The 13,673-nt window shown below is 65.9% G+C and carries 14 protein-coding genes; 11 read left to right on the top strand and 3 right to left on the bottom strand.

The genetic code is table 11. From position 1 onward, the window contains the following. Nucleotides 1–28: 28 nt before the first annotated feature. Entirely contained in the window at nucleotides 29–1,027 is a 999-nt protein-coding gene (locus AC5Y3P_RS04075) for a class I fructose-bisphosphate aldolase (RefSeq protein ID WP_500044623.1), read from the top strand. Here the strand turns inward: AC5Y3P_RS04075 and AC5Y3P_RS04070 are convergent. Both AC5Y3P_RS04070 and AC5Y3P_RS04065 read right to left on the bottom strand, forming a co-directional pair. Further along, on the bottom strand, nucleotides 1,015–2,211 hold the full coding sequence (locus tag AC5Y3P_RS04070) for a GAF domain-containing sensor histidine kinase (RefSeq protein WP_316517319.1): 1,197 nt from the start codon (nucleotides 2,209–2,211) through the stop codon (nucleotides 1,015–1,017). The genes AC5Y3P_RS04075 and AC5Y3P_RS04070 overlap by 13 nt on opposite strands. Nucleotides 2,212–2,216: 5 nt before the next feature. Further along, on the bottom strand, nucleotides 2,217–2,888 hold the full coding sequence (locus AC5Y3P_RS04065; protein ID WP_126334643.1) for a response regulator: 672 nt from the start codon (nucleotides 2,886–2,888) through the stop codon (nucleotides 2,217–2,219). Between the two features lie 163 nt (nucleotides 2,889–3,051). Between AC5Y3P_RS04065 and rpe the strand changes: the two genes are divergently transcribed. The 5 genes from rpe to hypB all read left to right on the top strand — a co-directional run bounded on the left by rpe (nucleotide 3,052) and on the right by hypB (nucleotide 8,063). Further along, the gene (gene rpe / locus AC5Y3P_RS04060) at nucleotides 3,052–3,747 is read left to right on the top strand and encodes a ribulose-phosphate 3-epimerase (RefSeq protein ID WP_500044622.1); all 696 of its coding nucleotides are present in this window, start codon (nucleotides 3,052–3,054) and stop codon (nucleotides 3,745–3,747) included. Continuing rightward, nucleotides 3,744–5,798: a transketolase gene (tkt, locus tag AC5Y3P_RS04055; protein WP_500044621.1), complete on the top strand. Its 2,055-nt coding sequence runs from the start codon at nucleotides 3,744–3,746 to the stop codon at nucleotides 5,796–5,798. Before rpe ends, tkt begins: the two co-directional genes overlap by 4 nt. 75 nt (nucleotides 5,799–5,873) lie before the next feature. Then, a complete protein-coding gene (locus AC5Y3P_RS04050; protein WP_500044620.1) occupies nucleotides 5,874–6,758 on the top strand; it encodes a phosphoribulokinase in 885 nt (294 codons plus the stop codon). A 181-nt stretch (nucleotides 6,759–6,939) separates the two neighbouring features. Beyond that, nucleotides 6,940–7,275 (top strand): hydrogenase maturation nickel metallochaperone HypA, encoded by a 336-nt coding sequence (locus tag AC5Y3P_RS04045; protein WP_126334646.1) that lies wholly within the window; start codon nucleotides 6,940–6,942, stop codon nucleotides 7,273–7,275. 14 nt (nucleotides 7,276–7,289) lie between these two features. Continuing rightward, complete coding sequence (hypB, locus tag AC5Y3P_RS04040; protein ID WP_126334647.1) at nucleotides 7,290–8,063, top strand: hydrogenase nickel incorporation protein HypB; 774 nt, start codon at nucleotides 7,290–7,292, stop codon at nucleotides 8,061–8,063. A gap of 3 nt (nucleotides 8,064–8,066) precedes the next feature. Here the strand turns inward: hypB and AC5Y3P_RS04035 are convergent, their stop codons facing one another. After that, complete coding sequence (locus tag AC5Y3P_RS04035; RefSeq protein ID WP_500044619.1) at nucleotides 8,067–8,348, bottom strand: hypothetical protein; 282 nt, start codon at nucleotides 8,346–8,348, stop codon at nucleotides 8,067–8,069. 223 nt (nucleotides 8,349–8,571) lie between these two features. Between AC5Y3P_RS04035 and AC5Y3P_RS04030 the strand changes: the two genes are divergently transcribed. From AC5Y3P_RS04030 to AC5Y3P_RS04010, 5 genes are read left to right on the top strand one after another with little or no spacing between them, the layout of a single operon-like run. After that, nucleotides 8,572–9,627 (top strand): NADH-quinone oxidoreductase subunit B family protein, encoded by a 1,056-nt coding sequence (locus tag AC5Y3P_RS04030; protein ID WP_126334648.1) that lies wholly within the window; start codon nucleotides 8,572–8,574, stop codon nucleotides 9,625–9,627. A 51-nt stretch (nucleotides 9,628–9,678) separates the two neighbouring features. Beyond that, a complete protein-coding gene (locus AC5Y3P_RS04025) occupies nucleotides 9,679–11,475 on the top strand; it encodes a nickel-dependent hydrogenase large subunit (protein WP_126334649.1) in 1,797 nt (598 codons plus the stop codon). 3 nt (nucleotides 11,476–11,478) lie between these two features. After that, nucleotides 11,479–12,414 (top strand): NifU family protein, encoded by a 936-nt coding sequence (locus AC5Y3P_RS04020; protein ID WP_500044618.1) that lies wholly within the window; start codon nucleotides 11,479–11,481, stop codon nucleotides 12,412–12,414. Beyond that, nucleotides 12,411–13,034: a DUF5947 family protein gene (locus tag AC5Y3P_RS04015; protein ID WP_316510489.1), complete on the top strand. Its 624-nt coding sequence runs from the start codon at nucleotides 12,411–12,413 to the stop codon at nucleotides 13,032–13,034. The genes AC5Y3P_RS04020 and AC5Y3P_RS04015 overlap by 4 nt, the downstream gene beginning before the upstream one ends. Continuing rightward, a complete protein-coding gene (locus AC5Y3P_RS04010) occupies nucleotides 13,031–13,669 on the top strand; it encodes a DUF6084 family protein (protein WP_500044617.1) in 639 nt (212 codons plus the stop codon). The genes AC5Y3P_RS04015 and AC5Y3P_RS04010 overlap by 4 nt, the downstream gene beginning before the upstream one ends. Nucleotides 13,670–13,673: the final 4 nt, after the last annotated feature.

Genomic DNA, 13,673 nt, shown 5'->3' with positions numbered 1-13,673 from the left:
GCTCAATCGATCAAGGACAGGAGTTCCGATGAGTACGTGTAACGAGACCGCGGCCGCCATGACCATGCCCGGCAAGGGCATCCTTGCCGCCGACGAGAGCATCAGCACCATGTCGACGCGACTCGAGCAGGTGGGTGTGGTGCCGACCGCCGAGAGCCGCCGCGACTATCGCGAGCTGTTGGTGACCACGGCCGATCTGGCGGCGGGGGTATCGGGCGTCATCCTGTGCGAGGAGACCCTGGGACAGGTGTTCAGCGACGGCCGACCTTTCCCCGAGGCGATCCGGACGCTCGGCATCCTGCCGGGCATCAAGGTCGATACCGGGGCCAAACCGTGCCCGGGCCTGCCGGGAGAAACCATCACCGAGGGGCTGGACGGGCTGCCTGCCCGACTGGCCGGCTACGCCGAGGCGGGAGCGGTATTCGCCAAATGGCGCGCGGTATTCACGATCACCGAGGAAAGACCCAGCTGGGGCGCCATCGCGGCGAACTCCAGTGCGCTGGCCCGGTATGCCGCGGCGTGTCAGGAGGCCGACCTGGTTCCGATTGTCGAACCGGAAGTCCTGATGTCGGGTGAACACAGCCTCGAGCGCTGCGCCGAAGTCACGGCGAGCGTGCATGCCGCGGTACGCCAGCAACTCCGCGCGATGAACGTGGACCTGGCCGGGATTGTGCTCAAGCCCAACATGGTGATCGAGGGCGAGGATCATCCGGTCCGGGCCACCCCGGAACAGGTGGCCGAGGCCACCGTCGCCGTGCTCCGGGCCTGGCCGGCCGAGCTGGCCGGGGTGGCGTTCCTCTCTGGCGGGCAGGAGCCCGAGCGGGCCACCGCCAACCTCGCGGCGATGCAGAGCCACAACACGCCGTGGCCGCTGACGTTCTCGTTCGGCCGAGCGCTGGTGTCGCCGGCCTTGGCGGCCTGGCACGGTGACGAAGGTTTGGTCGAGGCCGGACAGCGGGCGCTGGCCAGTCATGTCGCGGCGAACGCCAACGCGCTCCGGGGCCGCGAGAGGCTTCAACCGGCGTGATCGGCGGCCGCGTCGACCGGCACGGTCACCGTGACCGTGGTGCCCCAACCAGGGCGGGAACGGACCGATAGCTGGCCGCCGACCAGCTCGGCGCGCTCACTCATCGACAGCATGCCGTAGCTGGTCGGAGCGCGGTCCGGGGCTGGATCGAAACCGACGCCGTTATCGCTGACCTCTAGGCGCGCCGTGCCGCCATCGTCGACCTCGAACCACACCTTGGCCGTCATGGCCCGCGCATGCTTGACCACGTTCTGCAGACACTCTTGCGCAATGCGGTACAGCGCCACCTCGACGTGTTCGGGCAATCGCCGGTCGGCCAGCTCGAGGTCCAGATCGATTTCGGGTATCGACGAAGCCAGACTGGCCAGCCCGCCGACCAGACCGAGATCGTCCAGCACCGGCGGGCGCAGCCCACCGATCGCCGCGCGCGCCTCGGCCAGCGTCAGATCCACCAAATCGCGGGCCTTCTCCAACTGTTCGGCGGCCTCGGGTCCGTCGGATGCGCCGACCGCCCGCGCCGCCGCATCGAGTCGGTACGTCAGGCTCACCAGCCGTTGCGAGATCCCGTCATGAATATCGCCTGCCAACCGGCGCCGCTCGGATTCCTGTGCGGCAATCACCTGTTCGGCGAAGTTCTCGTGAGCCCGCTCGCGGGCCGCGACCTGGCGGTGCATCCGGGCCTGGTCGAGCGCACCGGCAAGCAGCCTTCCGATCGCGAGCAACAACTCGATGTCCCGACCTGTGAAGTCATGCCGGGCAACGGTGTGCACGTTCAGCACACCAACCAACCCACCGAGTTCGGTCTGCATCGGTACCGAGGCCATCGAGGTGAAGTCCGAACCACGCAGCGACGCGATCGGCACATAGCGCGAATCCTCGTCCTTGTTGTCGGTGATCACCACGGGCGCACGATGACTGGCCACCCAGCCGGATACGCCCTCGCCCAGCGGCATGGTGATCAGACCGACCTGTTCGTCGAACGGGGGCGTCGCACCCGCAAGGGTGAGCGAGCGTCCGGAATCGTCCAGCACGTGCACGAAGCACACGTCGGAAGCGGTGACCGAAGTGATCAGCTCCGCGACGGCCGCAGCCAGTGACTCGACTCCCGGGCCGCTCGAGGTGGCCGCAACGATGCCAAGCAATAGCTCGACCTCGCGATCCTCATCGACCAACCCATGGACCAGGCCGGTCACTGGTAGATGCCTTCACGTAGCGCGGTGGCGACCGCGGCGGTGCGGTCACCGACGCCCAACTTTCGGTAGATGGAGCGCAGGTGGCTCTTGACCGTCTCGTCACCGATCACGAGTTTGCCTGCGATACCGCGATTCGACAGCCCGGCGACCACGAACGCGAGGATCTCGCTCTCCCGCTGGGTCAACCCGTGCCGCGCGCCCGGCCAGAACTCGTCCCGTTGCAGCCGCGCCGCGGTATCGGCCGCCCGGGCTGCCAGTCCGGCGTCGATGGCGGTCGAACCGGCCTGCACATACTCGAGCTGACGAACCAATTCGTCGCTGCTGATGCCTTTCAGCAGATACCCCGACGCACCCGCTCGCAGTGCCTGGAACAGGTACTGCTCATCTTCGTACACCGAGAGCAGAACCACTTTGCGGTCCGGGTCCCGTTCCCGAATCGTGCGGCACAGATCCAGACCGCTGGCCCCCTGCATGCGTACATCGCAGAGCACGATATCGGGCTGAAGGCTGGCGATGACGCCCAGCGCATTCTCCGCTCCGACGGCCTCACCGACGACACGGACACGATTCTTGAACGACGCCAACATCGCCTTGAGTCCCTCGATGATCATTTCGTGATCATCGACCAGTACCACCCGCACCGGAACTGCCGCCGTTGCCGCCGTCATGTGTTCACCATAAACGCGACAGCAAGGAACCGTACGAAGAATTCCTGGCAGGTCACCGACCGCACAATTGGGGAACAACCTTCGATTCCCCCACTCGGGGGAGTCGCCAACGGGCATACCGTCATAGCGTCGTGAGGCATCCAGCCCTCAGGAGGTTCTGCTCGTGACATCTCCCCCCGCGACCCTGGTCGCATCCGTACTGCCTGCGGATTTCACCGAACTCGGCCGCGACGTCACCGCGATCGCGGATGCCGGAATCGACCGGATCCAATGGGATGTGATGGACGGTGTGTTCGTCCCGAACATGACCTTCGGACCCGATGTCATCGCCGCCTGCAGGGACCGGGTGGACATCGGCTTCGAAGCCCATCTGATGGTCGACGATCCCGATCCCATGTTGGCGCGCTGGGTCGAGGCCGGGTGCGAGATCGTCATTGTGCACGCCGAGACATGTCGGCATCTTCATCGAACCCTTTGCGCCATCGAGGATCTCGGCGCCAAGGCAGGAGTCGCGATCAACCCGGCAACCCCACTGTGCGCCGTGGCCGATGTACTCGACCGCACCGATCTGTTGCTCGTGATGACGGTGAATCCCGGCTTCGGCGGCCAACGGTACCTGGCCAGCATGGAATCCAAGATCGCCGCGGCCAGAACGGAAATCGATCGACGCGGGCTTCCCATCGAACTCGAGGTCGATGGCGGCATCGGCACGGCGACCATCGGTCGTGCGGCGCGGGCCGGCGCCGACACATTCTGTGCCGGGTCGGCCCTGTTCAGCAACTCATCCACCATGTCCGAGCAGGCGGCCGCACTGCGCGCCGCGGCCGGCGAACAGACCGGAAGGCTCGTCGCAGGATGACCACCACCACGACGAACACCGTCACCGCGGCCAACGAACGCAAAACACCTTCCTACTCAGCGGAATTGGACGCGCTGGCGATCAACACCCTGCGCTTCCTGGCGGCCGATATGGTGGAGGCCGCCAACAGCGGCCACCCCGGGCTCCCGCTGGGGACCAGCACCATCGCCTGGACCCTGTGGTCGCGCTACCTGCGCCACGATCCGGCGGACCCGCAGTGGCCGGACCGGGACCGATTCGTGCTGTCCGCGGGCCACGGGTCGGCGCTGCTGTACGCGCTGCTGCACCTGTTCGGCTACGACCTGCCGATGTCCGAACTACGCAAGTTCCGCCAACTGGGCTCACGCACACCCGGACACCCCGAGTTCGGCCACACCCCCGGGGTGGAGACCACGACCGGGCCGCTGGGCCAAGGCATCGCCAACGGGGTCGGGATGGCTCTCGCCGAACGGATGCTGGCCGCGCGGTGCAACACCGCTGAACACACCGTGGTCGACCACCGAACCTGGGTGCTCGCCGGCGACGGCGATCTCATGGAGGGGCTCAGCCATGAGGCCGCGTCGCTGGCCGGTCGCCTCGGCCTGGACAAACTGACCGTCATCTTCGACGACAACGACATCACCATCGATGGCGCCGCGTCGAACTCGTGCGCCGATGACGCTGCTGCGCGATTCACCGCCTACGGCTGGCGAGTGGTCTCGGTGCCGGACGGTAACGATGCCGAAGCCCTGGGCCAGGCATTTCGTTCGGCAATGGAGTCCGATGGTCGGCCCACGTTCATCCAGGTCCAGACCACCATCGGCTTCGGCGCGCCGGGCGTGGAAGGTACCCCGAAAGCGCACGGCAGCCCGCTCGGCGCGGCCACGCTCGCCGCGATGCGCAAGCGATTCGATTGGCCCGACCAGTCGTTCCGGGTACCGGATGCGGTCGGCGCCAGCGCGGCTGCGCTCGCCGCCGCCGGGACCATCACACACGCCGAATGGACCCGCATCCACACCGCCTGGCAGTCGGCCAATCCCGAGCTGGCCGCCGATTTCGCACTGGACCGAATCGCGCTGCCCACCGATGCCGCAGATGCGCTCGGCCGCTGCGCCCGCGACGTGGCGGTCGCCGACAGGATGGCCACCAGAAAGGCATCGGGCAAAGCCCTCAACGCCCTGGCCGAAGTCTACCGGGGGCTCGTCGGAGGATCGGCGGACCTCGCCGGGTCGACCAATACCGCGATTCCCGGCGGCGATGTCAGCGCCGATGACTTCAGCGGCCGCACGATACATTTCGGCATCCGGGAACACGCGATGGCGGCCGTGATGAACGGAATGGCGCTGCATCGCGGCCTGCGTCCGTTCGGGAGCACCTTTCTGGTGTTCTCCGACTATCTGCGGCCGGCGCTGCGCCTGTCGGCGTTGATGAAACTGCCCGTCGTCTACATCTTCACGCACGATTCGGTGCACGTCGGGGAGGACGGGCCCACGCATCAGCCAATCGAGCAGATCGAGGCGTTGCGGCTCATTCCGGGGCTGACGGTGCTGCGCCCTGCGGACGCGGCGGAGACCGCGATGGCCTGGCAGCTGGCCGCGGAAAATACCAGTGGGCCAACGGCACTCATCCTCAGCCGGCAGGATCTGCCGACCCTGGGCGGCGACGGGCTCGACGATATCGGTACCCACGGCGCGCGGATCGTCCGGTCCGGCGGCAAGTCCGCCGACGTGGTTCTGGCCGCCAGTGGGTCCGAGGTTGGACTTGCCCTCGAGGCCGCCGAAATCCTCGGTGAACGCGGCGTGGCGACCACGGTCGCATCGGTGATGTGCCGGGAGCGCCTGGAGTGCACATCGCACGGCACGTGGGCCGGGTTCCCGGACGCGCCGGTCGTCTGGATCGAGGCAGGTGTCACCACCGGTTGGCGGGCGCTGTCGAGCCCCCGCGATCGAGTCGTCGGGATCGAACGCTTCGGAGAGAGCGGACCCGGCGCGGCGGTCGCCGCACACATGGGTTTGACGCCCGCCGTGGTCGCGGATGTCGCCGAGGATGCACTGTCGGGCCGAACCGGCTGAGCCTCGGGCGGATTCGTGGTTCGCGGCAAACTGGTCCGATTCCTCGACAATCACCGGGGATCTCGTCGGCGGCCGGTGATACTCGCGATTGCCGGGGACAGCGCCTCGGGCAAGAGTACGGTCGCCGCGGGATTGGTCAACACGCTGGGGCCGCATCGGTGCCTGTCCATCTCGACCGACGATTACCACCGCTTCGATCGGCTCGAACGCTCGCTCAACGGGATGACTCCCCTGCACCCGGACTGCAATCACCTCGACATCCTCGGCCAGCACCTACAGTTGCTCGCCACCGGGCAGTCCGTCCTCAAACCGGTATACGACCACGCCAGCGGGCGGTTGCTGCGTCCTGTCGTGGTAGATCCCGCCGACTACATCATTGTCGAGGGCCTGCTGCCGTTGCACACCAATCTGTGCCGCGCGTGTTTCGACCTCGCCGTGTATCTCGATCCGGATGACAACGTCCGTCGGGACTGGAAGACCCAGCGCGACTGCGCGTCTCGCGGGTACACCCCCGATCAGGTGCTGACCGAACTTGCCGACCGGGAGTCCGACGCGCAGCAATTCGTATTGCCGCAGCGGGCATTCGCCGACCTGGTGGTGCGGTTCGCACCCATCGAGCAGCGCAACGACCCGCCGGATACGCCGCTGTCGGCGACCCTGCTGCTGCGACCCAACATTCCCCAACCCGATCTCACCTCGGTGCTGCGGCCCGAGATCACCGCCACCATGCACATGGGTCTGGCCAATGATCACGACGGGCGCCCGGTGGACAGCCTGCACGTGCACGGCTACGTCGATCCCGAGGAGTCCGCGCGGACGGAGAAGCTGCTCTGGCGAGCGCTCACCGAGGACCGGCTCGAGATGACCGACGCGCTCGGTGCGATCGCCGGTGGTCACAGCACCCCGTTGGCGGTGACCCAGATGATGCTGCTGTTCCATCTGCTCAAGGCGACGCGATGACCCGAGTCGCGCTGAACTCCGGCATCCTCGACGTCGGCGCGCGTTCAGACGAGCTGGCCGTGCAAGATTCGGCTGTCGGTTTACCAGCGCCACCGCTGCTCGCCGTCCAATGCCGCGCCATCCACCAACATTGCTGGTCGAAAGCTCGGCGACTACGTCCTCCTCAAGGCAACATGGGGTAATGCACGAACTATCGCTGTGTCACGCCATCGCCGGGGTGGTCAAATCGCATACCGCCGGTCGGCAGGTCGATGTCGTGCGGGTCCAAGTCGGCGCCCTGCGCCAGGTGGTGCCCGAATCGCTGGAGTTCTGCTGGACGTTGGTACGAAGCCATGAGGACATGCCCGAAGCCGAACTCGAACTCGAACTGGTCCCCGCCGAAGTGCGCTGCGGCCAATGCGGACACCGCGGGGGGCTCGAATCACGCTGGGCGGTGTGCTGTTCTCGATGTCGGAGCGGCGAAGTCGAGGTACTGCGCGGCAATGAGTTTCTGGTGACATCACTCGACGTCACGTGACGAAAGGTCTCACTATGGGTCGATTCCACCGCCACGATGACGGTACGGTGCACGATCACGAACATCACGGGCACGACGGGCACGACGGGCACGACCACGGCGACCATAGCGGATACGGAACCGGCGCCCAACGCGTGGAGGTGCTCGAATCGATCTTCGCCGAGAACGACATCCGCGCCGGCATCAACCGCGATCTCCTCGAGGCGAACGGGATCCGCGCCCTGAATCTGATGAGCTCCCCGGGTTCCGGGAAGACCACCGTGCTGGCGTCCACGCTGGACACCCTGGCCGCCGAGATGGGTATCGGCGTGATCGAGGGCGATATCGCGACCGACCTCGACGCCGCCAAACTGAGTGGTCGCGGCGCACAGGTATCGTTGCTCAACACCAACAACGGCTTCGGCGGCGAATGCCACCTGGACGCCCCGATGGTAAACCGCGCGCTGGCGGGACTCCGGCTGTCCGAGCTGGACCTGCTGGTCATCGAGAATGTCGGAAACTTGGTCTGCCCCGCCGAGTTCGACGTTGGCGAACACGCCAAGGCCATGGTCTACTCGGTCACCGAGGGTGACGACAAGCCCTTGAAGTACCCGGTGATGTTCCGCGCCGTCGACTTGGTGCTGCTCAACAAGACCGACCTGGTGCCGCACCTCGACATCGATGTCGGCGATTACATCGCGAGTATTCGCGCGGTCAACCCCGCGGCGACCATCCTGCCGGTCAGCGCCCGGACCGGCGATGGAATGTCAGCGTGGTACGACTGGGTGCGCAGTTTTGTCGCCGGATAGCACTCAGGAGAAGCGCAGCTGGCGCCCACCGCGCTCGGCGGCACGTTTGATCAAGCTCGCGGCAATCTCGGCGCGACTCCGAGTACGGTGCGAGGCGATGCGCTTGCGCACCACGCCGTCGGCGAAAATTACGACGATGTCCACCGCCCATTGACCGCACTCCTCGACCACGAAGGTTTCGACTCCATGGGCTTCATCGGCGCAGCTCTCAGGACGCACCGCCGTTGGCCGAGCCTTCCACTCTGCCACCCCTTCGCAGGCGCACTCGCGGATTGACTGGGACATCTGAAATCCACTGCTCATCGGCAAAGCATGTCGAAGGAACCGCCATAAGTGAGGGCTACCTAACCTAACTATTCGAAACTGGCCGCTCCTGACCTCGCCTCGGCCAAACTTGTGATTGACATCACATGCTTGCCGGGTAGACCCTGGACTAACGCCGCGCAAGTGGGCCGACGGTCGACTCCGGCGGCGCAGGGGCTCCAGCCCAGCCCCGGGAAGCTGCAGCATGCCCACGGAAGCAGCAGTCAAAGCAGAAGAAGCACTGATCCATGTTCTGTGGATCAATGCAGGCCTGAGTTGTGACGGCGATTCGGTGGCGCTGACTGCCGCTACCCAGCCCACAATCGAGGAGATCGCGCTCGGGGCGCTGCCCGGTCTGCCCCAGGTCGCCATGCACTGGCCCTTGATCGACTTCGAGTGCGGCCCCGCCGGCGGGGCCGACGACTTCCTCGGTTGGTTCTTCAAGGCCGACCGCGGCGAACTCGATCCGTTCGTGCTCGTCGTCGAGGGCTCGATCCCCAATGAGCAACTCCACGCCGAGGGCTACTGGTGCGGGTTCGGCAACGACCCGGCCACCGGCCAGCCGATGACCACCAGCGAGTGGCTGGACCGGCTCGCGCCGAAGGCCACCGCGATCGTGGCCGCGGGGACGTGCGCCACCTACGGCGGCATCCACGCCATGGCCGGCAACCCGACCGGCGCGATGGGCGTACCCGACTATCTGGGTTGGGACTGGAAGAGCAAGGCCGGCATCCCGATCGTCTGCGTGCCAGGATGTCCCACCCAGCCGGATAACCTGTCGGAAACGCTGACCTATCTGCTGTACATGGCCACTGGTCAGGCGCCCATGATTCCGCTCGACGACGCCCTGCGACCACAGTGGCTGTTCGGCGCCACCGTGCACGAGGGCTGCGACCGGGCGGGTTACTACGAACAGGGCGACTTCGCCAAGGAGTACGGGTCACCCAAGTGCATCGTCAAGCTGGGCTGCTGGGGGCCAGTCGTGAAATGCAATGTGCCGAAGCGAGGTTGGATCAACGGAATCGGTGGCTGTCCCAATGTCGGCGGCATCTGCATCGGCTGCACCATGCCGGGATTCCCCGACAAGTTCATGCCGTTCATGGATGAACCGCCCGGCGGCAAACTTTCGACCGCCGCGTCGGGGATCTACGGATCGGTGGTGCGTAGCCTGCGCCACGTCACCCAGTACACCGTGGACAAGGAACCCAAGTGGCGGCACCGCGGTAAAGAACTCGTCACCGGGGCGCGACGCACCTGGTAGGTGCCGCGTCGACCAACTGCCCGATGGACAACTCGAATAGAAGGCACCAAGATGACAACCATCATCCCCGAGCCGTCACAGATGAAGAACGTGCCGGGCCAACTCGTCGAGATGGCCTGGGATCCGATCACCCGGATCGTCGGCAGCCTCGGCATCTATACCAAGATCGACTTCGAGAGCCGCCAAGTCGTCGAATGCCACAGCACCTCGTCGATCTTCCGCGGCTACTCGATCTTCATGAAGGGCAAGGACCCTCGCGACGCGCATTTCATCACGAGCCGCATCTGCGGTATCTGCGGCGACAATCACGCCACCTGCTCCTGCTACGCGCAGAACATGGCCTACGGCGTCAAGCCGCCGCATCTGGGCGAGTGGCTGATCAACCTTGGCGAGGCCGCCGAGTACATGTTCGACCACAATATCTTCCAGGAGAATCTGGTCGGGGTCGACTACTGCGAGAGGATGGTCTCGGAGACGAACCCCAGCGTGCTCAAGAAGGCCGAGAACACTGCGGCGCCCCACGCAGATGCCCACGGTCACAAGACAATCGCCGATATCATGCGAGCCCTCAACCCGTTCTCCGGCGAGTTCTACCGAGAGGCGCTGCAGGTCAGCCGCTATACCCGGGAAATGTTCTGCCTGATGGAGGGCCGGCACGTCCACCCGTCCACCCTCTATCCCGGCGGCATCGGAACCACCGCCACCATCCAGTTGATGACCGATTACATGACCCGGCTGATGCGCTACGTCGAGTTCATGAAGAAGGTCGTGCCCATGCACGACGATCTGTTCGACTTCTTCTACGACGCGGTTCCCGGCTACGAGCAGGTCGGCCTGCGGCGCACGCTGCTCGGATGCTGGGGCAGCTTCCAGGACCCCGAGGTATGCAACTTCGACTACAAGGACATGGAGCGCTGGGGCAGGGCGATGTTCGTGACACCGGGCGTGGTGGTGGACGACAAGCTGGTGACGACCTCGCTGGTCGACATCAACCTGGGCATCCGGATCCTGTTGGGCAGTTCGTATTACGACGACTGGACCGATCAGGAGATGTTCGTGCAACGCGATCCGTTGGGCAACCCGGTGGACCGCCGGCATCCATGGAACCAACACACCAATCCGCGGCCACAAAAGCGCGATATGGAAGACAAATACAGCTGGGTGATGTCCCCTCGCTGGTTCGACGGCAAGGATCACCTCGCCCTCGACACCGGCGGTGGACCGCTTGCGAGGCTGTGGACAACGGCGCTTGCCGGGCTGGTCGACATCGGCTACGTGCAGTCGACGGGTCACAGCGTGAAGATCAACCTGCCCAAGACCGCGCTGAAGGGACCCGTCGAGCTGGAGTGGAACATTCCCGAGCACGGCAGCAACACGCTCGAGCGCAACCGGGCCCGGACCTACTTCCAGGCCTATGCCGCTGCGGCCGCACTGCATTTCGCGGAGAAGGCGCTCGTGGAGATCCGCGCCGGGCGTACCAAGACCTGGGAGAAGTTCGAGGTGCCCGAGGCGGGCATCGGCTGTGGCTTCACCGAGGCCGTCCGCGGCGTGCTGAGTCACCACATGGTGATCCGGGACGGCAAGATCGCCAACTACCACCCCTATCCACCCACGCCGTGGAACGCCAACCCGCGGGACAGTTACGGAACGGCTGGGCCCTACGAAGATGCCGTCGCCGGCAGTCCCATCTTCGAAGAGAACGACCGCGAGCACTTCAAGGGCATCGACATCATGCGTACCGTGCGCAGTTTCGATCCGTGTCTGCCGTGCGGTGTGCACATGTACCTCGGGGAGGGCAAAACCCTGCAGAGACTGCATTCACCGACGCAGACGGCCACCGGGGAGTAGGACATGACCGGCCGCGCCAGTCCCCCGGGTGATGACGGCCGGTGGCGTACGGCCGGTGACCGCATCGAGACCCTGCTCGATGCCGCCGGCACCGGGACGGGCGGCCCCCGGGGGCGGGAGCGTGCCGAACAACTCGTCCGCGAGGTCGTCGAACTCTACGGTGAAGCGCTGCAGCGCATCGTGGCGATGGCCGAGGATCACCACCTGGAGCAGCTGGCCGAGGACGATCTGGTCGCCAGCCTGCTCCTGGTGCACGGCCTACACCCGCACGACCTGAAGCGTCGGGTCTCGGATGCATTGGACCGGGTCCGCCCGTACCTCGGGTCACACGGCGGGGATGTGGATCTCCTCGAGATCACCTCGGGACCCGAGGGTGCCACCGTGCGGCTCCGCTTCACCGGCAGCTGCAAGAGCTGTCCATCCTCGGCGATCACCCTCGAGTTGGCCGTCGAGGATGCCGTCCGGGCCGCCGCCCCCGAGGTGACCGCCATCGAAGTGGTTGCCGCGCCGGACAGTCCCTCCGAGCCCGCCGCGGCGGTGATTCCCGCCGAATCCCTGCTGGGCCGGGTGCGCGCACATCCGACCCGGACGTCCTGGCACCCCGTTCCCGACATCGCGGATCTGGCCCCCGGCGAGGTCGGCGGATTCGACGTGGGTCCTTACGTCGTGCTGGCCTGCCTTATCGGAGACAACCTCTACGCCTACCGGGACCACTGCCCATCCTGTGATGACTCCATGGCCGGGGCGGTCCTGCACCGCGTCCTGGGATCACGCGACCCGGTGCTGCGCTGTCCGCACTGCGGCGCCCATTACGACGTCGTGCATGCCGGAGCGGGCCTGGCGGAAACAACCGGGCACCTCGAGCCGCTGCCGCTGCTGGTTCGTGACGGGGTGCTATCGCTGGCCATGGACGTCGCGCCCACCGGGGTCTCAGCATGAGTGGACCGTATGACGTGTTGTCGCGCATCACTTCCCGCCGTCCTCAACCGGTAGCCGGCGAGCGTTGCGAGATGTGCGCCGAAGATATCGGCGACCACCATCAACACGTGGTCGATGTCGTTGGCCGCCAACTGATGTGCGTATGCCGCGGATGCTATCTGCTGTTCACCGACAGCCGGGCGGACCTGCGCTACCGGGCCGTACCGGACCGGTTTCTGTCGTTCCCAGAGTTCACCGTGGACCGCCATGCCTGGAGCGCATTGCAAATCCCTGTCGAGGTCGCCTTCTTCTTCCGCAACTCGGCATTGGACCGGGTTGTCGCGTTCTATCCGGGCGCGGCCGGGGCATGTGAATCCGAGTTGGAACTCGACCTGTGGGATGCGGTCACGGCCGGGGACGACCGGAGCGCATTGCTCGCCGACGATGTCGAAGCGCTGCTGATCCGGATGCCCGAAATCGGCACACCGCAATGCTTTCTGCTCCCGATCGACACCTGTTACGAATTCGTCGGCGGGCTGCGTTCGTTATGGCGCGGCTTCGACGGCGGCACCGACGTCCACGCATTCATCGACGGGTTCTTCGGCACGATCGGCGAGCGGGCCAAGGAGGTTCCACCGTGAGCGATCTGACGTTCACCGTGGTCAACGTCGAGCCGGAACCCTATGCGGCGACGCCGGTGCTGACGGCGCACATCGCAGTGTCGGCGCGCACCGAGGACCCCGTCCACGCGATCGCATTGCGCTGCCAGGTGCGTATCGAACCGCTGCGGCGCGGATACTCCGACGCCGAGGCCGCGGGACTGCTCGATCTGTTCGGCCCGCGATCGCGCTGGGCCCAGACCCAGCAGACCTTCCTGTGGCAGCAGGCCGCCACGATGGTGCCCGGATTCACCGGCACGGCCACCGTCGACCTACCGTTGGAGTGCACCTATGACTTCGAGGTCTCTGCGGCGAAATATCTGCACGCGCTGCGCGATGGATCGCTGCCGCTGCAGTTCCTGTTCAGCGGAACTGTTTTTCGCAAGGGTGCCAACGGATTATGGGTGCAGCAGGTGCCCTGGGACCGCGACGCCCGCTACGATCTTCCGGTATCGGTGTGGCGCGAGCTGATCGACACGCACTATCCGAGCCTGGGTTGGGTGCGGCTGAGCCACGACACCATCGCCGCCCTGGCCGCGTACAGGTCGCGACGCGGTCTACTGGGCCTAGACGACGCGCTGGCCAGCTTGTTGCCGGTACCGGAGGACGTGCCGTGAGCGT

Source organism: Mycobacterium sp. NGS45 (assembly GCF_059812645.1).
The sequence above is the reverse complement of the archived record's forward strand: the minus strand, read 5'-3'. Positions and strand labels throughout refer to the sequence as shown.

What these genes read in the sequence shown, in the direction of transcription:
- AC5Y3P_RS04075 (WP_500044623.1), top strand. Translation starts at nt 29, where the DNA reads ATGAGTACGTGTAACGAGACCGCGGCCGCCATGACCATGCCCGGCAAG.
- AC5Y3P_RS04065 (WP_126334643.1), bottom strand. Translation starts at nt 2,888, where the DNA reads ATGACGGCGGCAACGGCGGCAGTTCCGGTGCGGGTGGTACTGGTCGAT.
- tkt (WP_500044621.1), top strand. Translation starts at nt 3,744, where the DNA reads ATGACCACCACCACGACGAACACCGTCACCGCGGCCAACGAACGCAAA.
- AC5Y3P_RS04045 (WP_126334646.1), top strand. Translation starts at nt 6,940, where the DNA reads ATGCACGAACTATCGCTGTGTCACGCCATCGCCGGGGTGGTCAAATCG.
- hypB (WP_126334647.1), top strand. Translation starts at nt 7,290, where the DNA reads ATGGGTCGATTCCACCGCCACGATGACGGTACGGTGCACGATCACGAA.
- AC5Y3P_RS04035 (WP_500044619.1), bottom strand. Translation starts at nt 8,348, where the DNA reads ATGTCCCAGTCAATCCGCGAGTGCGCCTGCGAAGGGGTGGCAGAGTGG.
- AC5Y3P_RS04030 (WP_126334648.1), top strand. Translation starts at nt 8,572, where the DNA reads ATGCCCACGGAAGCAGCAGTCAAAGCAGAAGAAGCACTGATCCATGTT.
- AC5Y3P_RS04025 (WP_126334649.1), top strand. Translation starts at nt 9,679, where the DNA reads ATGACAACCATCATCCCCGAGCCGTCACAGATGAAGAACGTGCCGGGC.
- AC5Y3P_RS04020 (WP_500044618.1), top strand. Translation starts at nt 11,479, where the DNA reads ATGACCGGCCGCGCCAGTCCCCCGGGTGATGACGGCCGGTGGCGTACG.
- AC5Y3P_RS04015 (WP_316510489.1), top strand. Translation starts at nt 12,411, where the DNA reads ATGAGTGGACCGTATGACGTGTTGTCGCGCATCACTTCCCGCCGTCCT.